This window comes from Polynucleobacter sp. 39-46-10, from assembly GCF_002282275.1.
Map to the genome: position 1 here is coordinate 18,336 of NZ_NCJB01000003.1, position 21,485 is coordinate 39,820.

19 protein-coding genes are annotated in these 21,485 nt (G+C 46.4%); 16 read left to right on the forward strand and 3 right to left on the reverse strand.

Going from position 1 to position 21,485, the window contains the following annotated elements; all coding sequences use genetic code 11:
- Position 1: 1 nt before the first annotated feature.
- The 3 genes from bioD to bioA are packed head-to-tail and all read right to left on the reverse strand — an operon-like array spanning position 2 to position 3,293.
- Complete coding sequence (bioD, locus tag B7X71_RS00770; RefSeq protein WP_293597281.1) at positions 2 to 724, reverse strand: dethiobiotin synthase; 723 nt, start codon at positions 722 to 724, stop codon at positions 2 to 4.
- Positions 721 to 1,950 carry an 8-amino-7-oxononanoate synthase gene (locus tag B7X71_RS00775; RefSeq protein WP_293597282.1) on the reverse strand — a complete coding sequence of 410 codons (1,230 nt, stop codon included), beginning with the start codon at positions 1,948 to 1,950 and terminating at the stop codon, positions 721 to 723. The genes bioD and B7X71_RS00775 overlap by 4 nt, the downstream gene beginning before the upstream one ends.
- Positions 1,947 to 3,293, reverse strand: a complete 1,347-nt coding sequence (bioA, locus tag B7X71_RS00780) for an adenosylmethionine--8-amino-7-oxononanoate transaminase (protein ID WP_293597283.1) — start codon at positions 3,291 to 3,293, stop codon at positions 1,947 to 1,949. The genes B7X71_RS00775 and bioA overlap by 4 nt, the downstream gene beginning before the upstream one ends.
- Before the next feature lie 89 nt (positions 3,294 to 3,382).
- Between bioA and bioB the strand changes: the two genes are divergently transcribed.
- The 16 genes from bioB (at position 3,383) to ftsA (ending at position 21,425) form a co-directional block, all read left to right on the forward strand.
- Positions 3,383 to 4,420 carry a biotin synthase BioB gene (gene bioB / locus B7X71_RS00785; RefSeq protein ID WP_293597284.1) on the forward strand — a complete coding sequence of 346 codons (1,038 nt, stop codon included), beginning with the start codon at positions 3,383 to 3,385 and terminating at the stop codon, positions 4,418 to 4,420.
- A 13-nt stretch (positions 4,421 to 4,433) separates the two neighbouring features.
- A complete protein-coding gene (gene coq7, locus B7X71_RS00790) occupies positions 4,434 to 5,063 on the forward strand; it encodes a 2-polyprenyl-3-methyl-6-methoxy-1,4-benzoquinone monooxygenase (protein WP_293597285.1) in 630 nt (209 codons plus the stop codon).
- A gap of 274 nt (positions 5,064 to 5,337) precedes the next feature.
- Positions 5,338 to 5,766, forward strand: coding sequence for a division/cell wall cluster transcriptional repressor MraZ (gene mraZ / locus B7X71_RS00795; RefSeq protein WP_041484992.1), 429 nt, complete (start codon positions 5,338 to 5,340; stop codon positions 5,764 to 5,766).
- 12 nt (positions 5,767 to 5,778) lie between these two features.
- Positions 5,779 to 6,729, forward strand: a complete 951-nt coding sequence (rsmH, locus tag B7X71_RS00800) for a 16S rRNA (cytosine(1402)-N(4))-methyltransferase RsmH (protein WP_293597655.1) — start codon at positions 5,779 to 5,781, stop codon at positions 6,727 to 6,729.
- Positions 6,726 to 6,992, forward strand: a complete 267-nt coding sequence (gene ftsL, locus B7X71_RS00805) for a cell division protein FtsL (protein WP_293597654.1) — start codon at positions 6,726 to 6,728, stop codon at positions 6,990 to 6,992. Before rsmH ends, ftsL begins: the two co-directional genes overlap by 4 nt.
- A complete protein-coding gene (locus tag B7X71_RS00810) occupies positions 6,989 to 8,761 on the forward strand; it encodes a penicillin-binding protein 2 (RefSeq protein ID WP_293597653.1) in 1,773 nt (590 codons plus the stop codon). The genes ftsL and B7X71_RS00810 overlap by 4 nt, the downstream gene beginning before the upstream one ends.
- Positions 8,758 to 10,311, forward strand: coding sequence for a UDP-N-acetylmuramoyl-L-alanyl-D-glutamate--2,6-diaminopimelate ligase (locus B7X71_RS00815; protein WP_293597652.1), 1,554 nt, complete (start codon positions 8,758 to 8,760; stop codon positions 10,309 to 10,311). The genes B7X71_RS00810 and B7X71_RS00815 overlap by 4 nt, the downstream gene beginning before the upstream one ends.
- Positions 10,308 to 11,756, forward strand: coding sequence for a UDP-N-acetylmuramoyl-tripeptide--D-alanyl-D-alanine ligase (murF, locus tag B7X71_RS00820; protein ID WP_293597651.1), 1,449 nt, complete (start codon positions 10,308 to 10,310; stop codon positions 11,754 to 11,756). The genes B7X71_RS00815 and murF overlap by 4 nt, the downstream gene beginning before the upstream one ends.
- Positions 11,747 to 12,916 carry a phospho-N-acetylmuramoyl-pentapeptide-transferase gene (mraY, locus tag B7X71_RS00825; protein ID WP_293597650.1) on the forward strand — a complete coding sequence of 390 codons (1,170 nt, stop codon included), beginning with the start codon at positions 11,747 to 11,749 and terminating at the stop codon, positions 12,914 to 12,916. Before murF ends, mraY begins: the two co-directional genes overlap by 10 nt.
- A 10-nt stretch (positions 12,917 to 12,926) precedes the next feature.
- Positions 12,927 to 14,546: a UDP-N-acetylmuramoyl-L-alanine--D-glutamate ligase gene (murD, locus tag B7X71_RS00830; protein ID WP_293597649.1), complete on the forward strand. Its 1,620-nt coding sequence runs from the start codon at positions 12,927 to 12,929 to the stop codon at positions 14,544 to 14,546.
- Positions 14,543 to 15,814 (forward strand): putative lipid II flippase FtsW, encoded by a 1,272-nt coding sequence (gene ftsW / locus B7X71_RS00835; RefSeq protein ID WP_293597648.1) that lies wholly within the window; start codon positions 14,543 to 14,545, stop codon positions 15,812 to 15,814. Before murD ends, ftsW begins: the two co-directional genes overlap by 4 nt.
- Positions 15,811 to 16,884: an undecaprenyldiphospho-muramoylpentapeptide beta-N-acetylglucosaminyltransferase gene (murG, locus tag B7X71_RS00840; RefSeq protein WP_293597647.1), complete on the forward strand. Its 1,074-nt coding sequence runs from the start codon at positions 15,811 to 15,813 to the stop codon at positions 16,882 to 16,884. The genes ftsW and murG overlap by 4 nt, the downstream gene beginning before the upstream one ends.
- The gene (murC, locus tag B7X71_RS00845) at positions 16,881 to 18,317 is read left to right on the forward strand and encodes a UDP-N-acetylmuramate--L-alanine ligase (RefSeq protein ID WP_293597646.1); all 1,437 of its coding nucleotides are present in this window, start codon (positions 16,881 to 16,883) and stop codon (positions 18,315 to 18,317) included. Before murG ends, murC begins: the two co-directional genes overlap by 4 nt.
- 13 nt (positions 18,318 to 18,330) lie before the next feature.
- Positions 18,331 to 19,323 carry a D-alanine--D-alanine ligase gene (locus B7X71_RS00850; RefSeq protein ID WP_293597656.1) on the forward strand — a complete coding sequence of 331 codons (993 nt, stop codon included), beginning with the start codon at positions 18,331 to 18,333 and terminating at the stop codon, positions 19,321 to 19,323.
- A complete protein-coding gene (locus B7X71_RS00855) occupies positions 19,320 to 20,186 on the forward strand; it encodes a cell division protein FtsQ/DivIB (protein ID WP_293597645.1) in 867 nt (288 codons plus the stop codon). Before B7X71_RS00850 ends, B7X71_RS00855 begins: the two co-directional genes overlap by 4 nt.
- A gap of 9 nt (positions 20,187 to 20,195) precedes the next feature.
- Positions 20,196 to 21,425 (forward strand): cell division protein FtsA, encoded by a 1,230-nt coding sequence (gene ftsA, locus B7X71_RS00860; RefSeq protein WP_293597644.1) that lies wholly within the window; start codon positions 20,196 to 20,198, stop codon positions 21,423 to 21,425.
- The last annotated feature ends 60 nt before the right edge of the window (positions 21,426 to 21,485 follow it).

The window sequence follows — 21,485 nt, forward strand, 5'->3', positions numbered from 1 at the left end:
TTTACTCGGGTAGTTTTATATGCTCTGCAACAAATCGTAAGGCCTCTAAGGAGTAGGGGGCATTCTCTGATTTCTGAAGCTGCTCAGGAAGAGTGGGAATGACGCCTAAAAACGGAGCAAATATTCGCTCCTTTAAGGTTTGAATATTTTCATTTAAAAGAGACATTTCTTCTGAAAGTGTATTGGCAACCCAGCCAGCAATAGTTAATTGACGTGACTGAATTGCTTCGCAAGTAAGTAGGGCATGATTGATACAGCCCAAGCGCATGCCGACTACGAGGATGACAGGTAAATCCATCGCCTGAGCTAGATCACCTAAATCTTCCTGGTCATTCAGGGGGACCAAAAATCCACCCGCACCTTCAACAATGGTTGCCTCAAACTCTTGATTCAGGGAATGTAAATCTCCTAGGATGATCGAGGAATCCAGGTAGATATTATTCTTCTTGGCAACCAGATGCGGAGCAGCTGCCTCATCCAAAATATATGGGCAGAGACTTTGCTCCTGTGGGCTTAAGCCTGATGCAAGACGTAATGTCTCGAGGTCTTCATTAAGTTTTTTGCCACTAGCATCAAGATAGGTTCCAGCAACTACAGGTTTGAAGCCGATTGCGCGGACACCAGCTTCTCTTAACTTCAAGATGAGGGCGCCACTAATTAAAGTTTTGCCAACCTCAGTATCAGTGCCTGTGACAAAAAAACCATTCGCAGCATTTAATGTCATGAATTATTCCCTACTCCTTGCTCAATGACTTTTAATGTCTTAATGAGATCACGCAAATCATTAGTAGTGTGGTTAGCTGAAAATGTAATGCGTAGTCGAGAGCTGCCAACGGGAACGGTAGGTGGTCGGATGGCTGGGATCCAATAACCCGCTTCATCTAATAACTTAGCTGCCGCTAATGCGCTGGCATTGCTGCCGAGAATCACTGGCTGAATTGGGGTGGATGAAGGAGTTTTTTCCCAGTTTTGGAAAATCATTTCATCACGCCAAATTTGAATGAGCTGATTTAATTGCTTGCGACGAGCAATACCTTCATCGCCTTCGATCAATTCAAGGCTGCTGATTAAGGTATGTGCAATCGCTGGTGGTGTTGCTGTGCTGTAGATGTAGGGGCGGCCTTTTTGAATCAGCCATTCAATGAAGGGTGCGGCTGCGCAAATAAATGCGCCGCTAACACCGGCTGCTTTGCCAAGTGTGCCGACATAAATAATTCTCTCTGAATACACACCTGCTTGCTCCAAAAGGCCATGGCCATGTTCGCCGAGAACGCCAAATCCATGAGCATCATCTACCATCAAGAGCGCATCATATTGTTCTGCAATTTGGACTAATTTCTCTATGGGTGCGATATCCCCATCCATACTAAAGACCCCGTCGACCACAAGCAATTTGAGTGAGTGAGCATCTTGCGCTAATGATTTCTCTAGCAAATCAAGATGTTGGTGATCAAACAAGGTTACCTTTGCTTTGGTTTGCGCACTCGCCAGTCGAACGCCATCAATCAAAGAGGCATGATTGAGTTTGGCTGAGTAAATGCTGACCTCACCTTGTTCAGCAAGTCTAGCAATCCCAGTGATGGCATTGATGTTTGCGAGATAGCCAGTACTAAAGAACAGTGCTCTTGCATTGGGAATATGCTTTTCCTCACAGGCTGCTAATTTTTTTTCAAGCAAGTCATGCGCAATACTGTGGCCGCTAATCAGGTGCGATGCTCCGCTACCAACCCCATACAGTCTTGCACCTTCCGCAAGGGCGGCAACTAATTCCGGGTGGTTGGCTAGACCTAAATAGTCATTACTACAAAATGCTTTGAGTTCTCGCTGACCAACGCGGGCCTTGGTATCACAGGGTGACTCGCTAGTGCGCAGTTTTCGTCTCAGTAGCTGCTTATCTAAATTGGCAATTTGCTGCTCTGCCATATCCCGAGCTTTAAAGTTTGCGCTCATGCCAGAGCCTGATTGAGGGCGCGTTGTACAGAGGCGCCCATTTGTATGGCTTCCTCTGATGAAAGAATGTATGGTGGCATGACGTAAATCGTATTGCCAATCGGCCTTATGAGGATACCTTCTTTAAGGCTTGCTGAAAACATCTCTCGTGAAAACGTAGTTGAATATTTTAGTGATTCAGGTTTGATATCAAAGGCTAGGATCATGCCCTGCTGGCGCCAATGTTCAATACGAGAGTCTGCTTTTGCCCAGGAAAATCCATTAGCAAGATCTTTACTACGCTCAATATTTTTTTCGAGAACAGATTCACTTTCAAAGATTTCTAAACAGGCGAGCGCTGCAGCGCAGGCTAGTGGATTGCCGGTATAGGAATGCGAGTGCAAGAAACCTTGTTGCATTTGATTGCCATAGAATGCCCGATAAATTTTGTCAGTCGTCATGGAGAGCGACAGCGGAAGATAGCCGCCACTAATACCTTTAGACAGGGTTATGAAGTCTGGCCAAATCCCTGCATGCTCGCAAGCAAAAAACTTTCCTGATCGACCACAGCCCACTGCAATTTCATCGGCGATAAGGTGAATGTTGTAACGATCACAGAGCGATCGTACAAGGCGTAAATATTCTGGAGAGTACATTGCCATCTGACCTGCGCACTGAACGAGTGGCTCCACAATAATGGCGGCAATATTGTGATGTTCTGCTTCGAGCAGTTCTTCTAATTTTTTGGCAGCACGTCTAGCGACATCGTCAGCACTTTCATTAGGCTGTGCTTTGCGCGCATCAGGTGAAGGCACAGTAAAAACATCTTGTAAAAGTGATCCGTAGGCTTCACGAAAGATTGCGACATCGGTCACTGCGAGTGCGCCTAAAGTTTCTCCGTGGTAACCATTTTCTAGGCAGACAAACTTTTTCTTTTGAGTTTGATTATTCAGTCGCCAATAGTGGTGACTCATCTTCAAAGCGATCTCAACTGCAGATGCGCCATCAGATGCAAAAAATACGTGACCCAAATGCCCGTGAGTTAAAGCAGACAGTTTCTCGGATAGCTCTACAACGGGAGGATGTGTAAATCCGGCGAGCATAACGTGCTCAACTTGTTCTAGTTGACTGCTAATTGCTTGGTTGATACGGGGATTGGAGTGTCCAAAGAGATTGGTCCACCAGGAGCTAATGCAATCGAGTAACGCATTTCCTTTGTCATCAAACAGCCAAGCACCCTTACCTTTAGTAATGGCAATTAATGGCAATGACTCATGATGCTTCATCTGAGTACAGGGATGCCAAACTGCATCTAGGCTGCGAGCAACCAGGGAGGTTTGATTTGGATCAGAAATAAGCTTCATGTTTGGTATTTGACCACTAGTTTTTCCTAATTTAGGCCTGTATCTGTTATGTTTATGCCTTGATTTGATCTATTTTCTGGAATTCGACCATGCAGGCTACCCAAACTACTGAAAAACCCCTCACTCAAGTCAAATCCCAAAAGGATTTACATAAGGAGGTTGACGCGTCAGGCGCTTGGTCGGTTGCTCAAATTGAGGCGCTATTTGCCCTCCCATTCAGTGAGTTAATGTTCAAGGCGCAAGAAATCCATCGCGCTAACTTCCCTGATGGTGATGTGGAATTAGCTACGCTCTTGTCCATTAAGACCGGCGGCTGCCCCGAGGATTGCGGATATTGTCCGCAGGCAGCTCGTTATGACACCGATGTGAAAGCCAACAAGTTGATGGATCTGGATGAGGTGCTTGAGGCTGCCAAAGCTGCCAAAGCTGCTGGATCAAACCGTTTTTGCATGGGTGCTGCTTGGCGGGAGCCCAAAGATCGCGATATTGAAAAGGTCACCGCCATGATTAAAGGCGTGAAGGCCTTAGGCCTTGAAACCTGCGCCACTCTGGGGATGTTAGAAGCCAATCAGGCCCAAGCCCTGCAAGAGGCTGGCTTGGACTTCTACAACCACAATTTGGATACTAGCGAGGACTTCTATCGCTCGGTCATCTCCACTCGGGGATATCAAGACCGTTTAGACACGATTTCTAATGTACGTGCCGTAGGAATGTCAGTATGCTGCGGCGGTATTGTGGGCATGGGCGAGTCGCGCGAGCAGCGAGCAGCCTTTTTAGCCCGTTTGGCCAATTTAAGTCCTTATCCAGAGTCAGTTCCGATTAACCACTTGGTTCCAGTAGCCGGAACTCCATTGGCAGATCAAAAGCCCCTGGATCCGTTGGAGTTTGTAAGAACCATTGCGGTAGCCCGCATCACCATGCCGCGCGCACGAGTGCGTTTATCGGCTGGTCGCCAAGAGCTTGGAAGGGCAGTTCAGGCCATGTGTTTCCAGGCTGGTGCTAATTCTATTTTCTATGGTGAGCAACTACTCACTACCGGCAATCCCGAGGCAGAACAAGACCGTGAGCTATTGGCTGAGTTGGGTTTAAAGACCAAACAAAGTTGTAAAGCAGAGGTTTTGGTCTAGATTTCAAATAACCATGGCCTTAATCGATCGTTTCATCAGTGAGTTTGATATAGCCTTGCGCTCGGTAGTTGGGGGTGCTCATGCTCATCGCCCAACCCCAGGTTCGGATAGGCAAACTACCACTTTGTTAGATGTCGGAGAGCGGAAGCATGCCGCTGGATTGATGCGTGTGAATCATGTGGGTGAAGTTTGTGCGCAAGCCCTGTATCAATCTCAAAAATTAGTCGCTCGCAATCCTGAAATTCGGCAGATGTTGGATCACTCTGGTCAAGAAGAAATGGACCATTTAGCTTGGTGCGAAACACGTCTCCAGGAGTTGGGTTCGCACACGAGTTATCTCAATCCAATTTGGTATGCAGGATCCTTTGCAATCGGTCTGGCTGCTGGCTTAGCGGGCGATAAGTGGAGTTTGGGATTTGTTGCTGAAACAGAAAAACAGGTTGAACATCACCTAGAGAGCCATCTCGAAAAATTGCCTCCAGAAGATGAGCGTTCTCGTGCCATTGTTGATCAAATGCGGATCGATGAAATCGAGCATGGACAGGCCGCAATTTCTGCTGGTGGAGCGGTCTTACCGGAACCCATTCAGAAGATAATGCAGGCAATGTCAAAAGTCATGACAAGCACTGCTTACAAAATCTAGTTCTAAATTAGTAATTTCGCATATTTTTATTTAGGATACTGTTTATTGATACAGTATATTTACTGATTATTAGAGTAAATAGCTAAGACCTATTCTTAAGTATATTTTCCAAGCCGTTGTTTCAAGTAGCATTTTTATAGGCACCATTTTATTAACACATGACGCTAAGTGTTTGTAATCACTAGGAAATTTCCTAAAAAATTACCCAAAAACACTTGACCCTCTTATTGCGATCCTCTAAAGTGGGAGGAAGTGTGAAAAAGTGGGGTAAATGGTGTTTCAAGGTGCGTCAGCTCTCAATTTAGATGCAAAAGGCCGAATGTCTGTGCCGGCAAAGCATCGTGACGCCTTGTTAGTCCAAGGTGAGGGCCGGATTACGCTCACAAAACACCCTGATGGATGCCTATTGTTGTTCCCCCGTCCTGAGTGGGAAACCTTCCGTTCACGTGTCGCGCAATTACCGATGGATGCCCATTGGTGGCGCCGAATCTTCCTTGGTAATGCTGCTGAAGTTGATTTGGATAGCGCTGGCAGAATTTTGGTGAGCCCAGAGTTGAGATCAGCTGCTGGCATTGAAAAAGAAGTGATGCTACTCGGCATGGGTAGTCATCTGGAGTTGTGGGACGCCGCCACTTATGCTGCAAAAGAACAGGCTGCCATTGCACAAGGTATGCCTGAAGCCCTGAAGCAATTTAATTTTTGATGACAGGGTGCTATGAACATAACTCATCGCCCAGTATTGCTGGCCGAGGCGGTGACGGCGCTGATCAGTGGCCCACGCATCACCTCTCCCGAAGCTTCAAAAAATCTACTTTTGATCGATGGAACCTTTGGGCGTGGCGGTCATACGCAAGCACTGCTTTCGCAATTGCCTGCGAACGCGCGAATGATTTCCTTCGACAAGGATTTGGATGCGATCGCAGTCGCGGAAAAAATCAACGATCCTCGTTTACGAATCGTGCACGACAGTTTTGCGCAGATGGATCAGTACGCGGAACCAGAATCAGTCGATGGCATTTTGTTGGACCTTGGAATCAGCTCTCCACAAGTGGACGAAGCACATCGTGGATTTTCCTTTCGCAAGGATGGTCCGCTCGATATGCGTATGAACACGGATCATGGTTTGACAGCAGCAGAATGGTTGGAGCAAGCATCACAAGAGGACATCACGCGCGTGATTAAGACTTATGGTGAGGAACGTTTTGCATTTCAAATCGCAAAAGCTATCGTAGCTAAGCGAGAGGAAGGTTTGTCGCCAAAAACAACTTTGCAATTAGCAAGCTTGGTAGCCAGCGTGGTTCGCACTAGAGAGGTGGGGCAAGATCCCGCTACTCGAACTTTCCAAGCACTCCGAATTTTTATTAATCGTGAGCTAGAAGATTTAGAGCTTGGATTAAAAGCAGCACTCAATTTATTAAGGCCGGGCGCACGTTTAGCTGTTATTAGTTTTCACTCTCTAGAAGATCGCATTGTGAAGCAGTTTCTGCAGTCACACGCCAAGGTTGAGGTGCCTCGGGGGTTGCCTGTCCGTGATCGAGATTTACCACAAAGTGCCTTAGAGATTATTGGACGCGTTAAGCCAAGCAACGAGGAAGTTCGTGAGAACCCTCGTGCTCGTTCAGCCATCATGCGTGTTGCTGAAAAACGTGCAGGGGTGCTGGTTTGAATCGCGCTACGTTAACCTTGCTGGTATTGCTATTAGTCTGCGCACTATCTTTGGTGGCAGCCCAGCAGCGTGCGCGTAAATTATTTATCTCTCTAGAGCGCGCGCAAATTGAAGAGCACAAGCTTAACCAGGATTGGTTACGTTTAGAGTATGAACAGCGCAACTTATCGAAGTCTGCACGAATTCGTGATGTTGCTCGTAATCAGTTGCGCATGGTCCCGATATCTCCAGAACGTACTGTGTACTTGAAGGAGGCTAGATGAGGCCAGTAGGTTTTTCAACTACGCCTAACCTAGTATTGCGTCTGCCAATGTGGCGGTCACGCCTCATGCTATTTATGCTGTTCTTCGTATTTATGCTGCTACTGATCCGCGCATTCTGGATTCAGGGTCCCGGAAATGCTTTTTATGAAGCTAAGGGCGTACGCGGTACACAGCGTGAGTTGGAATTACCTGCTTCCCGCGGAAAAATATTGGATCGAAATGGCCAAGTGATTGCGACAAGCTTGGAAGCAAAGTCGGTGATTGCTTATAACGATACTGTGCCTGATAATTTAGCTGCGGATAAGGTTCAAAAGTTAGCGAGTCTTTTGCAGATCAGTGAATCAGAGTTGCGTAAAAAGTTAAAAGAAGAGCGTAAGCAGATTTTCTTGAAGCGGCAAGTAGACCCTGAAGTGGCTCAACAGATTAAGCAATTAGAAATCCCAGGTATTGGTTTGAATAACGAATATCGTCGCTTTTATCCAGAAGGTGAAGCGATGGCGCATGTTGTCGGCTTTACTAATGTGGAAGATCGTGGCCAAGAGGGTATGGAGCTCTCTCGAGAAAAAGACTTAGCTGGACATCCAGGGGCACGTCGAGTAGTTGTAGATCGCTTGGGTCGCGTTGTCGAGGATGTTGCAATTTTGCAGTTGCCCCAAAACGGCAAAGATTTGCAGCTCTCGATTGATAGCAAGATTCAGTTTTTAGCTTATAACGCTGTTAAGAATGCGGTAGAGCAGCACCGCGCTAGTGCTGGCGGTGCAGTGGTATTGGATACTCAGACTGGTGAGATTTTAGCCTTAGCAAACTATCCAAGCTATAACCCTAACGATCGCAAGAAGTTAACTGGTGAGCAATTACGTAATCGCGTTTTAACTGACACCTTTGAACCTGGCTCAACAATAAAACCATTGACGATAGCGATCGCTTTGGAGAAGGGGGTTATTGCCCCCAATACCAATATGGTAATTGGTGCGAAATATTTGGTTGGTCCAAAACCGATTACAGATACCCATCCTTATGGCAACTTGACAGTCGCTCAAATTATTCAGAAATCAAGCAACATTGGTACTGCCAAAATTGCAATGAATAATTTATCTGCAGAAGAGATGTGGAATTTCTATACATCTGTTGGCTTGGGTCAGGCGCCAAAGATTGGCTTCCCCGGTGCAGTAGCGGGCACAGTCCATCCTTATAAAAAATGGATGCCAACAGATCAAGCGCGGATTGCATTTGGCTATGGCATTTCAGGCTCACTCTTTCAGGTGGCTCGTGCTTATACCATCTTTGCTCGTGATGGAGAATTGGTCCCACTCACAATTGAGCGTAGTCCAGAATTTAAGCCTGGTACACATGTTATTTCTGCTAAGACGGCCATAGAAATGCGCAGCATGATGGAGTCGGTAACAGAGCCTGGAGGTACTGCCATCAAAGCACAGGCTGAAGGTTATCGGGTTGGTGGAAAGACAGGCACAGCGCATAAATTAGTGGGTAAGGGTTACGGCAACAAATACCGGGCTTACTTTGCAGGTTTGGCACCCATTAGTGCGCCACGTATTGTGGTTGCTGTGATGATTGATGAGCCGACTGGCGGCAGTCACTATGGTGGCGATGTTGCAGCACCAGTTTTCTCTACTATCGTGAGTGAGACTTTGCGCACTTTAAATGTCTTGCCAGATAGCAATATTAAGCAGATGGCACTGGAGGATAAAAATCCTGCGGAAATTCAGAGTGCTGCAGTAAAAACAAATGTAATGGTTTTGAAAAGATGATGGCAATGGTGAATATTGAACCCCATCTCTTGATCTCACATTTACGCGATCTCACATCAGTAGATGCAAAAGTGACTGCAGATAGTCGTCAAGTTGAATCTGGTGATATTTTCTTTGCATACCCAGTTGGTCATGGCAATGCCTTGCGAGATGGCCGTGATTACATTACTGCTGCTTTGGCAAATGGCGCAGCAGCGGTTGTATTTGATCCTGCTGATGGCGTGGCGAATGATTACTTGGATCGCTCTGAATGTTTTGCTGTCGAAAATTTATCCAGCTTAGTTGGTGAGCTCTGTGCTCAATGGTATGGCTACCCAAGCAAAAATCTCAATGTCATCGGTGTTACAGGCACCAATGGCAAAACCAGTATTACTCAGTGGCTGGCGCAGGCTTTAGACGAGTCTAATCATCGAACTGCGGTATTGGGTACTTTGGGTGCTGGATTTCCACGTATGTTGATTCAGACTGGTTACACCACACCTGATGCACCACGTTTACAAACTCAATTAAAAGAATTGCTTGATGCGGGTGCTCAGCAAGTAGCTATTGAGATTTCTTCCCATGCGCTCGATCAAGATCGTATTGCCGGTTTGGATGTCCGTACTGCGGTATTTACGAATTTGACTCAAGATCATTTGGATTATCACGGCACGATGGGGGACTACGCTGAGGCAAAAGCAAAGCTATTCCATCTACCTCAGCTTGAAAATGCCATCATTAATTTTGATGATGCATTTGGGCGTGAATTAGCAATGAAGCTCCTCGCTGTCGATAGCCCTCAAGTATGGGGCTACGCATTAAGCAGTAATGCATTTGCTGGATTTGAGAAATTTGGTGATCGTCTGAGGCGTGCGTATACAGAAAACACTCAATTTACGACTGCGGGTTATGAATCTCAATTTAACTGTGATGCGTCGGGTGTAAGTGCTGTTCAACTTGCAGTATTGGGTGAGTTCAATCTGAGTAATTGCCTTGCTGTCTGGACAGTTCTATTAGCCCAAGGCTTGAGCCCCGGCGAAGCCTCCAAGCGCATGAATAAGCTGAGTGCCGTTCCAGGTCGGATGGAGCTGATTCGCTTAAATAAAACACAAAGGACCAATGGTCCATTAATTGTTGTGGACTATGCCCATACGCCAGATGCCCTCACTAAAGCATTGAACGCATTGCGCTCCATTGCAAATCAACGTAATGGAAAAGTATGGTGTGTTTTTGGTTGCGGTGGCGATCGAGACTCAGGTAAGCGTTCTCAAATGGGTCATGCAGCGCAAGAGTTTGCAGATCATATTGTGATTACGAGTGATAACCCCAGATCTGAAGATCCGAGTTCTATTATTGCCATGATTCAAGCTGGTATGTCAGGTGACCTTTCGAATGTGCAGGCGCTGCCTGATAGAGCGGCTGCCATTATGGCTGCCGTTCGTCATGCGGATACAAAAGATATTGTTTTGGTTGCTGGTAAGGGGCATGAGTCGACCCAAGAAATTAATGGCAAGAAATTTGATTTTTCTGATCAAGAGCATATTCGTTTAGCTGCAAGGGGTCAGGTATGACCACGCCTATGACTACTCTTGCCCAAGTGCATGCCATGCTGCCAGACAGTCAATTGATTCATGTTGACGTGGAGTCGGCTAGAGCGATCTCTATTGCTTGCGTTGGCAGCGATAGTCGCCAGATCCAATCAGATGAATTATTTATCGCTTTATCTGGCGAACGTTTTGATGCGCATGATTTTTTGGGTGATGTGGCCACAGCGGGCGTAAGTGCAGCGCTTATTAGCCAGAAAGATAAATGCCCTGCAAACTTACCTGCAGTATGCGTCCGGGATGTTAAACAAAGTTTAGGTGAGTTGGCAAAAGCATGGCGTGCACAGTTTTCTATTCCAGTAGCTTTAGTAACTGGATCAAATGGCAAAACTACTGTTAAAGAGATGATTGCGTCTATCTTTAAGGCTGCTGCCGGCGAAGAATGTACGCTGGTTACCAAAGGTAATTTCAATAACGATATTGGTCTGCCTTTAACTCTGCTACGTATGCGATCAAGCGATCGCTTGGCGGTGATTGAGTTAGGTATGAATCATCCTGGTGAAACAGCAGAGTTGGCCATCATTGCTCAGGCCAATATTGCCTTGATTAACAATGCTCAGCGTGAGCATCAGGAATTTATGTCGACTGTGGAAGCAGTTGCAAAAGAGCACGCAGCTGCTTTGAGTTCACTGCCCTCGGATGGTGTTGCAGTATTCCCAGCGGATTCTGAATTCTCCGCGGTTTGGCATCAAGCTGCCGCAGGGCGCAAAGTGATTGATTTTGCTTTATCTGCAGACTCGGCGTTGGTCAAAGCTTCTGTGACTGGAAAGCTATTAGTTAGTGGAAGAATTGAGATTTCAACTGAACTTGGCAAGGTTGAGGTGCAACTCAATACCTTGGGAATTCACAATGTACGTAATGCTCTAGCCGCCGGCGCGGTAGCTTTAGGTGCTGGTTTAAGTTTGGAGCAAATCAAAGTGGGTCTGGAATCTTTTATCCCAGTCAATGGTCGCATGCAATCCAAACCTTTAAATGCAGGCCGAACCTTGATTGACGATAGTTACAACGCGAATCCTGATTCTGTGAGGGCTGCTATTGATGCACTGAAGCAGTCTGGAAATGCTTCTTGGTTGGTGTTGGGTGATATGGGTGAGGTCGGCGATCAAGGCCCAACTTTCCATGAGGAAGTTGGCGCCTATGCTGCCGAGCAGGGCATTAGCAAGCTATTCGCCCTCGGAGAGCAGTGCAAATTTGCGGTGCAGAGCTTTAATAATTCTCAGAAGACTCAGCTTACTGGTGGTGCTACACACTTCACCACATTGGATGGGTTGCTTGAAGAGCTTACTGAGGCGCTGGTAGATCAAGAATCGAGCAAGCAAGTGCATTTAGATATTTTGGTTAAGGGATCTCGTTTTATGCGTATGGAGCGTGTAGTACAGGCCTTATTAGAGGAGGCTAAAACATGCTCTTGATATTGGCGCAATGGTTACAGGATGATTTTGGATTTTTCCGGGTCTTTAACTACATCACTTTTAGAGCGGTGATGGCAACAGTCACCGCTTTGCTGATTGGCTTAGCGGCTGGCCCATGGGTTATTCGGAAGTTGACTGCATTGAAGATGGGTCAGGCGGTTCGTAAAGACGGCCCACAAACCCATTTAGTGAAATCGGGCACCCCAACAATGGGTGGCGTGCTTATTCTTTTGGGCATTTTTATCTCCTGCATGTTGTGGGCTGATTTGAGCAATCGCTTTATTTGGATTGTGATGATTGTGACTTTTGGATTTGGCTTGGTTGGTTGGGTTGATGATTACCGCAAAGTAGCGCGCAAAGATCCCAAGGGAATGGCTTCAAGAGAAAAATTCTTTTGGCAAACTTTGATTGGACTATTTGCTGCTATTTACCTGGCTTTCTCTGTATCCGAAGTGAATAACCTCAAAGTCTTGCAGTTGTTCTTTGATTGGCTCAAGAGTGGCTTCGCTTTGGACTTGCCTGCCAAATCAAACTTACTCATTCCCTTTATGAAAGAGGTGAGTTATCCATTGGGTGTAATGGGTTTCATCATTTTGAGTTACTTGGTGATTGTTGGTAGTAGCAATGCCGTGAATCTTACGGATGGACTTGATGGTCTCGTGATCATGCCGGTGATTTTAGTTGGCGCTGCTTTGGGTGCTTTTGCTTATGTGATGGGTAATGCAATTTACGCAAAGTATCTGTTGTTCCCATATATTCCTGGTGCAGGCGAGCTCATGATTTTCTGTGGTGCTATGGGTGGCGCGGGATTAGCATTCCTTTGGTATAACACCCATCCTGCACAAGTCTTCATGGGTGATGTTGGTGCACTCGCATTGGGTGGCGCACTCGGTACTATTGCCGTGATTGTTCGCCAAGAAATCGTCCTCTTCGTGATGGGTGGAATCTTCGTAGCAGAAACTGTTTCAGTGGTGTTGCAAGTGTTCTGGTTCAAATTTACCAAGAAGCGTTTTGGTGAAGGCCGTCGTATTTTTAGGATGGCACCACTGCATCACCATTTTGAATTGGATGGATGGCGCGAAACGCAGGTAGTGGTTCGCTTCTGGATCATCACTATTTTATTAGTCCTCATTGGCCTCTCCAGCCTGAAATTACGGTAAGCCAAAGAATATGCATAACTTAGACCAAGCCTTCGCTAACCCAGCACTCATTGCAGATGAGGGCTATCAAGCACCCCAACATTTCTTGATCTTAGGATTGGGAGAGTCTGGCTATGCCATGGCCAAATGGTGTTTGCGAAATGCTGGAAAAGTCAGCTTAGCTGATACGCGTGATCGTGAACACCTGAATGAACGACAAAAAGCCTGGTTGGCTGATCTTGAATTTGCAGGACTCAAAGACGCTTACTTTGGACCTCTTGATGACATCAATTTAAACAATATTGATGTCATCGGAATTAGCCCTGGTTTATCGCCACTGCAAGAGCCGGTGGCTTCATTCTTGGTTAAAGTGCAAGAAACTAGTATTGATATCTGGGGAGAGCTGGAATTTTTTGCTAGGGCTATTGCTGCATTGGATCGTATGGCTCAAGTCGTAGAGTCTCAATATAAGCCTGCCTTATTGGCGATTACTGGAACCAATGGAAAGACAACAACGACTGCGCTCACAGGGCAGTTGTGTGAGCGCGCTGGCAAGCGAGTTGCTGTTGCTGGAAATATTAGTCCAGCAGCACTAGATAAATTAATGTCTTGCCTTGATGAATCTGATCAAGTTGTTGATATGCCTGAGATTTGGGTGCTTGAACTCTCTAGCTTCCAATTGGTTTACACAAGCACGTTTAATGCAACAGCAGCAACTGTATTAAATATTACGCAAGATCACTTGGATTGGCATGGAGGTATGCAGGCCTATGTTGATGCAAAAGCGAATATCTTTGGACAGGATACTATCTGCATTCTGAATCGTGATGATTCACTGGTAATGAATCTGCTGACTGATGAGCAAAAGGCAAATAAATCAGTTATTACTTTTGGCGCAAGTCGCCCTGATGAGCAGGGTGCCTTTGGAATTGAGCATGATCTACGCGCAGGTGGAATTGATTGGCTAGTTTGGGCTGAAGTGGATGAAGATCTTGAGCCTCAACCTAAGCGTCGCCGTAAAGCTGTCGCTGTAGAGGAAGATCCATTAAGACTCAAGCGTTTAATACCAGTTGATGCTTTACGCATTCGTGGTCGCCACAATGCTTTGAATGCATTAGCTGCTCTAGCCTTGGCACGATCTGCTGGTTTGCCGATGAATATGCTCTTGCATGGTTTGCGTGACTACCATGGTGAACCTCATCGTGTTCAAAGCGTTGCGATTGTCTCTAACGTTGAGTATGTAGATGACAGCAAGGGTACTAATGTGGGGGCAACAGTTGCTGCATTGAATGGCCTGTGCGCTAATGAGTCTGGCAAGCGCATCTGGTTGATTGCTGGTGGTGAAGGTAAGGGGCAAGACTTTAGTCCTTTGCGTGGTCCCGCATTACGCTTTGTAAAAGGCATTTACCTCATCGGCAAAGATGCTCCAATGATTGCAGAGGCCTTGGCTGACTCAGTGTCCTGCGTTATGAGTGAGACTCTACAAAATGCAGTAGCCGAGGCTGCAAAACAAGCCCAGTCTGGCGACATCGTTTTATTGTCCCCGGCTTGCGCTAGCTTTGATCAATTTAGTGATTACGTGGCGCGTGCCGAAGCGTTTGTTGCAGAAGTTCAAGAATTGGGAATGCAATTCGAAGGAGTCCATGCATGAGTTTGAAGGAAAAAATTTTTCCTGAGAATCGTTTGGGCCTTGGCCGCTTCTGGAATTTCTCCAGAGGCGGGATAGATAATTTCCGCAGTGGTTTGAGGGATGCGGTTTCTGGCGTTGAGCAAACTCGTTCGCGCATGATGGATTATGACCAGCTATTGGTATGGGCAGTATTGTCCCTGGCATTAATTGGCTTGGTGATGGTCTATTCGGCATCCATTACTTTGGCTGATGGCCCTAAGTATGCAAATTACAGCAGCAACTTTTTCTTAATTCGTCATTGCATTTCATTGGCCATTGCCATTGGGGTTGCTATTTGGGTATTTAAGATTCCAACTCATGTATGGGATCGTTATTCACCAGTGATTTTTGGTTTTACAGTCTTGCTATTAATTGCCGTACTTATCCCTGGCGTTGGAAAAGGTGTGAATGGTGCAAAGCGTTGGATTCCTTTAGGTCTGATGAACTTCCAGCCATCTGAATTAATGAAATTTGCCGCAGTAATTTTTGCTGCAAGCTATACAGTGCAACGCCAAGAATATCTACACTCATTTGTGAAGGGTATGTTACCAATGGGCATTGCGGTTGCCTTGGTTGGGGGCTTGCTTATGGCTGAGCCAGACATGGGTGCATTTGTTATGGTCGCTTTAATTGCCTTTGGAATTTTGTTCTTGGGTGGTATCAACGCTAAGTTGTTTGGTGGTCTGATTTTAGTTGGCTTGATGAGTGGCGCCACGATGATTGCTCTTTCGCCTTTCCGTCGTGGCCGCATGTTGGCGTTTATGGATCCATGGCAAGTCGATAACGCAGCAAATAAAGGTTATCAATTAACCCATTCTCTGATGGCATTTGGTCGCGGTGAATGGTTTGGTTTGGGTCTAGGTGGCAGTGTTGAAAAATTACACTATCTTCCTGAAGCGCATACTGATTTCATCATGGCGGTGATTGGTGAAGAGCTTGGATTTATCGGTGTAGTAGTGATGATCTTCCTGTTCTATTGGATCGTGCGTCGTGCGTTTCTCATTGGCCGTACCGCTTTGCAATTGGATCGCAGTTTTGCTGGCCTTGCCGCTAAAGGTGTGGCGATATGGATTGGTTGGCAAGCATTTATCAATATGGGTGTGAACTTAGGTTTGCTTCCTACCAAAGGCTTGACTCTTCCTTTAGTCAGCTATGGCGGATCAGGAATTTTGATGAATGCAGTTGCAGTCGCAATGCTCCTGCGTATTGATTATGAGAACCGAATCTTGATGCGAGGTGGCAAGCTATGACCAAGCCATCCATCTTGATTATGGCCGGTGGTACTGGGGGACATATTTTTCCGGGTCTAGCTGTTGCTGAATACCTACGTATTTGTGGTTGGAAGGTTTTTTGGCTTGGAAATCAAAGTGGCATGGAATATCGCTTGGTAAAAGCTTGTGACTTCCCATTTGAGGCAGTTGAGTTTGGCGGCTTGCGTGGCAAAGGCATCAAAGCAAAATTGATGTTGCCATTTAATTTGGCAAGAGCGAGCTTTCAGAGCTTGAAGATCATGCGCCGCATTAAGCCAAATGTGGTTTTAGGTATGGGTGGATACATTACATTTCCTGGTGGCTTAATGACTAAGTTTCTGAAGAAGCCGCTGGTTTTACATGAAGCCAATTCCGTAGCCGGAAGTGCCAATCGCGCTCTCGCCAAAATTGCTATGCGTACCCTGACCGGCTTTCCCAATACGCTGGCTCATGCTGAGTGGGTAGGCAATCCCATTCGTGAAGAATTCGACACTGTAGGTGCGCCAGCAAAGCGTTACCAGGAGCGCACTGGTCCTTTATCTATTCTGGTGGTGGGCGGTAGTTTAGGTGCTGCCGCCTTAAATGAGGCGATTCCAGCCGCCTTGGCATTGATGGATAAGGACGCTCGTCCATGTGTGATTCACCAGGCAGGTGATAAACATCTCGCAGATTTACAAGGGCGTTATGCCGATTTAGGTGTTGCTGCTGACATTCGCTCTTTTATTGACGATATGCCAGCTGCCTATGCTCAAGCAGATCTCGTGATCTGCCGCTCTGGTGCAATGACTGTTTCAGAAATCGCAGCATGTGGTGTTGCATCCTGCTTGGTTCCATTTCCATACGCAATTGATGACCATCAGACTGCAAACGCACGATTTTTGTCGGATGCAGATGCAGCAATTCTGCTCCCACAACAAGATCTCAATCCGCAGGATCTCGCATCCATGATTCAAAACTTTAGCCGCCAAGATTTACAAGTAATGGCTGAACGTGCTCATGCTTTAGCTAAGCCTCATGCAACTCAGCGTGTGGCCGAAGTGTGTGCAGACTGTGCAGGAGTAGGTATATGAAACATATTGTTCAGCAAATACATTTTGTTGGTATCGGTGGCGCAGGCATGAGCGGTATTGCCGAAGTGCTGTTGAATCTGGGTTATCAGGTATCTGGATCCGACTTAGCTGAAGGTGCTGCAACTAAGCGCTTAAGAGATTTGGGCGCAGTTATTCATATTGGACATGATCCTAAAAATATTGGTACTGCAGAGGCAGTGGTTATTTCTACTGCGGTTGCAGGCAATAACCCTGAAGTACTAGCTGCTCGCGCAGCTAAAGTCCCCGTAATTCAACGTGCTGTTATGCTCGGTGAACTCATGCGCTTGAAGCAGGGCATTGCAATTGCGGGTACTCACGGTAAAACCACTACGACCAGTTTGGTTGCCTCCGTCTTAGCTGAAGGTGGTCTGGATCCAACCTTTGTGATTGGTGGAAAGCTAAATTCTGCAGGTGCTAATGCGCGCTTAGGCCAAGGCGACTTTATTGTTGTTGAGGCAGATGAGTCTGATGCCTCCTTCTTGCAGTTATTCCCAGCAATGGAGGTAGTCACCAACATTGATGCTGATCACATGGATACCTATCAGCATGACATGGCGAGATTAAAGCAAGCATTTGTCCAGTTCATTCAACGCATGCCTTTTTATGGCATCGCAGTACTTTGTATTGATGATGCAAACGTGCGAGACATTATCCCGTTTGTATCTCAGCCAGTATTACGCTATGGCTTATCTGAAGATGCAGATATTCGTGCAAGTAATGTTCGCGCTGAAGGTACTCGCATGCACTTTACGGTTGATCGTAAAACCGTGCGTCGCCACGGCAATAAGCCTGGTCGACTTGAAGTGCAATTAAATTTACCGGGCTTGCATAACGTTCGCAATGCCCTGGCGGCAATTGGTATCGCTACTGAGCTGGGTGTGGGTGATGAGGCTATTGTGAAAGCTTTATCTGAATTTAGTGGTGTTGGTCGTCGCTTCCAAAGGTATGGTGAAATTCCTTTGGCGTCTGGTGGAAGTTTCACATTGATAGATGATTACGGACATCATCCTGTAGAAATGGCAGCTACTTTATCTGCGGCTCGCGGGGCTTATCCTGATCGTCGCCTGGTATTGGCATTCCAACCACATCGCTTTACAAGAACGCGTGACTGCTTTGGTGAATTTGTTCAGGTCCTCAAAAATTTTGATGCACTTGTGTTAACTGAAGTGTATTCAGCTGGTGAGGCCAAGATTCCAGGTGCTGATGGTCAAAGTCTCATGAAAGCAGCGCTGACAACGGATACAGCTTTAAAAGCCTCTTTAGATAGCTCAGCCGTGGCCTTTGCTCCGAGTGTTGCTGAGATGCCTGAAAAACTCAGCGCCTTATTGCGTGATGGTGATGTCTTAATCACGATGGGTGCAGGTTCTATCTCTGGCTTGCCTCATGTATTGGCGGAGGCAAAACATGCCTAATCAAAGTACACAAATGTATTCCTGGGGTAAGCGCGTGAAGAGTGAGCTCGCAAACTTGGACGTTAAATCTCTTGGTCGAGTGGGTGTATTGCTCGGTGGTCGCTCTGGTGAGCGTGAGATTTCTTTAATGTCGGGTAATGGCGTATTGGAAGCGCTGCTCTCTAAAGGTGTGGATGCGTATCCATTTGATCCAAGCTTGCGTTGCCCAACCGAAATAGCAAAAGAAAAATTTGACCGTGTATTTATCTCTTTGCATGGACGTTACGGTGAGGACGGTACGATCCAGGGATTGCTTGATCTCTTAGGTTTGCCTTATACCGGTAGTGGTGTGTTGGCATCCGCATTAGCGATCGACAAGATTGCGACCAAACTTGTTTGGATCAGTAGCGGCCTTTCAACCCCAGAGTTTCAGGAGTTGAAAGCCGATAGTGACTGGAATGCAGTGGTGCAGCACTTAGGTCTACCATTGATTGTCAAGCCTGCACATGAAGGTTCATCACTCGGTTTAACGAAAGTGAAATCCATCGACGAGTTGCCTGCTGCCTATAAGTTGGCTGCTGGAATGGATAAAAAAGTGATTGCTGAGACTTGCATTGTTGGTGACGAGTTGACTTGCCCCCTAGTTGGATTTGGAGCGGATGCTGAGGCTTTGCCTGTAATCAAAATTATTCCACCTGAAGCCAATTACGATTTTCATAATAAGTACTTCTCTGATGAGACAAAATACTTATGCCCAACCGGTCTAGCGCCAGAGGTAAACAATGCGGTTCAAGAACTAGCATTGGCTGCCTATCGTGCTCTCGGTTGTAGGACTTGGGGTCGCGCTGATGTGATGCTCGATCAAAAAACTGGCAAACCTTATCTCTTGGAGATGAATACATCCCCAGGCATGACTTCACACTCTTTGGTTCCGATGGCTGCAAAAGCAGCTGGTGTTGAATATGCTGAATTAGTTCTCTGGGTCATTAGCCAGACTTTGAATGTCAAAGGGGCTGCGCAAGCATGAGTCGGATGAGTGCTTTCTTAAACGGCTTCGGTGAAGTGTTTACTTCATTGGCATCTCCACTTTGGAATCATGCAGAGCGGATGCAAAAGCTGAGCCGTTTCTTAATGCGCTGTTTCGCGATCATGGTTTGCGTTGGAATTTTAGTGTGGCTAAGTCAGCGCCCCGTCTTTGCCTTACGCCAAGTTGTCATTGAGCCATTGGCTGGACAAACACTCAAACATATTAATAAGCCTGTAGTAAAGCAACAGGTTTTAGAGACGGTTCAAGGAAATTTTTTCAGTGTGAGGTTGGAGGATGTGAAGCGTGGCTTCGAGTCCATGCCTTGGGTGCGTCATGCCAACGTTCGCAGAGTCTGGCCTAACGGATTGATTGTGAGTATTGAAGAGCAAAAGCCTTTTGGTACTTGGGGTGGCGTGGATAGTCACGCCTTAATGAATACCCATGGTGAACTCTTTGCTGGTCGCGTTTCTGATGTGGGAGATGGTATTTCTTTGATTGATTTCTCAGGGCCAGAGGATGCAAGCAAAGAAGTGATGCGCCTATATGAAAAGGCAAATAACTGGTTTAAGCCTTGGAGCGCAGAAGTAAAGAGCTTAACCCTTTCTGATCGCTACGCCTGGCATGTGAAGTTATCCAATGGCATGAAGGTGGAGTTCGGTAGGGATGAAGAGAATTCAGATAAAACATTAACCGAAGATCGTGTCGCGCGCCTATTTAAGTATTGGCCACAGGTTCAAGAGAGATGGGCTAATCGCGTAGATGCAATTGATCTGCGCTATGCAAATGGATTTGCAGTGCATCTTGCTTCGGCAAGTTTGAAAAAGAATGAAGCAGACGGCAAAAAAAGTGAGCAGAAGCAATGAGGAATAAGAATGAGTAAAGACAACCGCGATTTATTGGTCGGATTAGATATTGGAACCTCCAAGGTGGTTGCATTAGTCGCTGAATTGGGAGTTGATGGCCAATTTAATGTAGTTGGCGTTGGCCAAACTGCATCCAAGGGTTTGAAGAAGGGTGTAGTTGTCAATATTGAAGCTACTGTCCAATCCATTCAAAAAGCGCTTGAAGAGGCGGAGGTCATGGCGGATCGCCAGATCGTGCAGGTCTTTACTGGTATCGCTGGAAATCACATTGTGAGCTTTAACTCCAGCGGTATGGTGGCGATTCGCGCTAAAGAGGTTAGCGCTGGTGATGTTGAACGTGTTTTAGAAACTGCTAAAGCAATCAATATTCCAACTGATCAGCAAATTCTCCATATCCTCGTTCAAGAATTCATTATTGATGGGCAAGAAGATGTGCGTGAGCCAATTGGCATGAGTGGTTTACGCCTTGAGGTGAAAGTGCACATTGTTACTGGTGCAGTTAGTGCTGCGCAAAATATTGTGAAGTGTGTGCGTCGTTGTGGCTTGGAAGTAAATGATCTTATCTTGCAGCCGCTAGCCTCTAGCTTAGCTGTGCTAACAGAAGATGAGAAAGAGTTAGGTGTTGTCTTGGTAGATATTGGCGGTGGCACAACTGATATTGCAATTTATTGTCAAGGCTCTATTCGACATACTGCTGTGATTCCGATTGCAGGCGATCAAATTACCAATGACATTGCAATGGCATTGCGTACGCCGACGATTGATGCGGAAGATTTAAAAATTCAGTACGGTATTGCTCGACAAGATATGGCGGATCCAACCACAATGATTGATGTCCCAGGTGTTGGTGATCGTGAGCCACGCCCAATGTCAAAACAAGCCTTAGCTGCCGTGATTGAGCCGCGGGTTGAAGAGTTATTCACATTAGTTCGGGGTGTTGTACGTGATTCTGGTTACGAAGATATGGTGTCTTCAGGAATCGTACTGACCGGCGGAACTTCTTTGATGCCAGGCATGGTTGAGCTTGCTGAACAAGTGTTCTTGCGCCCAGCGCGCATCGGTACCCCTGAGTACCGTGGCCACCTGCATGAAGTTTTACGTAGCCCACGTTTTGCTACCAGTATCGGTTTATTAATGGAAGGCCAGGCGCAACTGTTGCGTGGCCGTCGAGTATCTCAGTCAGGCGCGTTGCAAAGTGTGATCTCGCGCATGAAGGAATGGTTCGCAGGAAATTTTTAAGTTTTTCGTCGTCGTCAATGTAGTACTTATTACCTAGGAGGGTATATGGAATTTGAAATG

Coding starts and splice junctions, on each gene's coding strand:
- bioD (WP_293597281.1), bottom strand. CDS start 724: ATGACATTAAATGCTGCGAATGGTTTTTTTGTCACAGGCACTGATACT.
- B7X71_RS00775 (WP_293597282.1), bottom strand. CDS start 1,950: ATGAGCGCAAACTTTAAAGCTCGGGATATGGCAGAGCAGCAAATTGCC.
- bioA (WP_293597283.1), bottom strand. CDS start 3,293: ATGAAGCTTATTTCTGATCCAAATCAAACCTCCCTGGTTGCTCGCAGC.
- bioB (WP_293597284.1), top strand. CDS start 3,383: ATGCAGGCTACCCAAACTACTGAAAAACCCCTCACTCAAGTCAAATCC.
- coq7 (WP_293597285.1), top strand. CDS start 4,434: ATGGCCTTAATCGATCGTTTCATCAGTGAGTTTGATATAGCCTTGCGC.
- rsmH (WP_293597655.1), top strand. CDS start 5,779: ATGAACATAACTCATCGCCCAGTATTGCTGGCCGAGGCGGTGACGGCG.
- B7X71_RS00810 (WP_293597653.1), top strand. CDS start 6,989: ATGAGGCCAGTAGGTTTTTCAACTACGCCTAACCTAGTATTGCGTCTG.
- B7X71_RS00815 (WP_293597652.1), top strand. CDS start 8,758: ATGATGGCAATGGTGAATATTGAACCCCATCTCTTGATCTCACATTTA.
- murF (WP_293597651.1), top strand. CDS start 10,308: ATGACCACGCCTATGACTACTCTTGCCCAAGTGCATGCCATGCTGCCA.
- mraY (WP_293597650.1), top strand. CDS start 11,747: ATGCTCTTGATATTGGCGCAATGGTTACAGGATGATTTTGGATTTTTC.
- murD (WP_293597649.1), top strand. CDS start 12,927: ATGCATAACTTAGACCAAGCCTTCGCTAACCCAGCACTCATTGCAGAT.
- ftsW (WP_293597648.1), top strand. CDS start 14,543: ATGAGTTTGAAGGAAAAAATTTTTCCTGAGAATCGTTTGGGCCTTGGC.
- murG (WP_293597647.1), top strand. CDS start 15,811: ATGACCAAGCCATCCATCTTGATTATGGCCGGTGGTACTGGGGGACAT.
- murC (WP_293597646.1), top strand. CDS start 16,881: ATGAAACATATTGTTCAGCAAATACATTTTGTTGGTATCGGTGGCGCA.
- B7X71_RS00850 (WP_293597656.1), top strand. CDS start 18,331: ATGTATTCCTGGGGTAAGCGCGTGAAGAGTGAGCTCGCAAACTTGGAC.
- B7X71_RS00855 (WP_293597645.1), top strand. CDS start 19,320: ATGAGTCGGATGAGTGCTTTCTTAAACGGCTTCGGTGAAGTGTTTACT.
- ftsA (WP_293597644.1), top strand. CDS start 20,196: ATGAGTAAAGACAACCGCGATTTATTGGTCGGATTAGATATTGGAACC.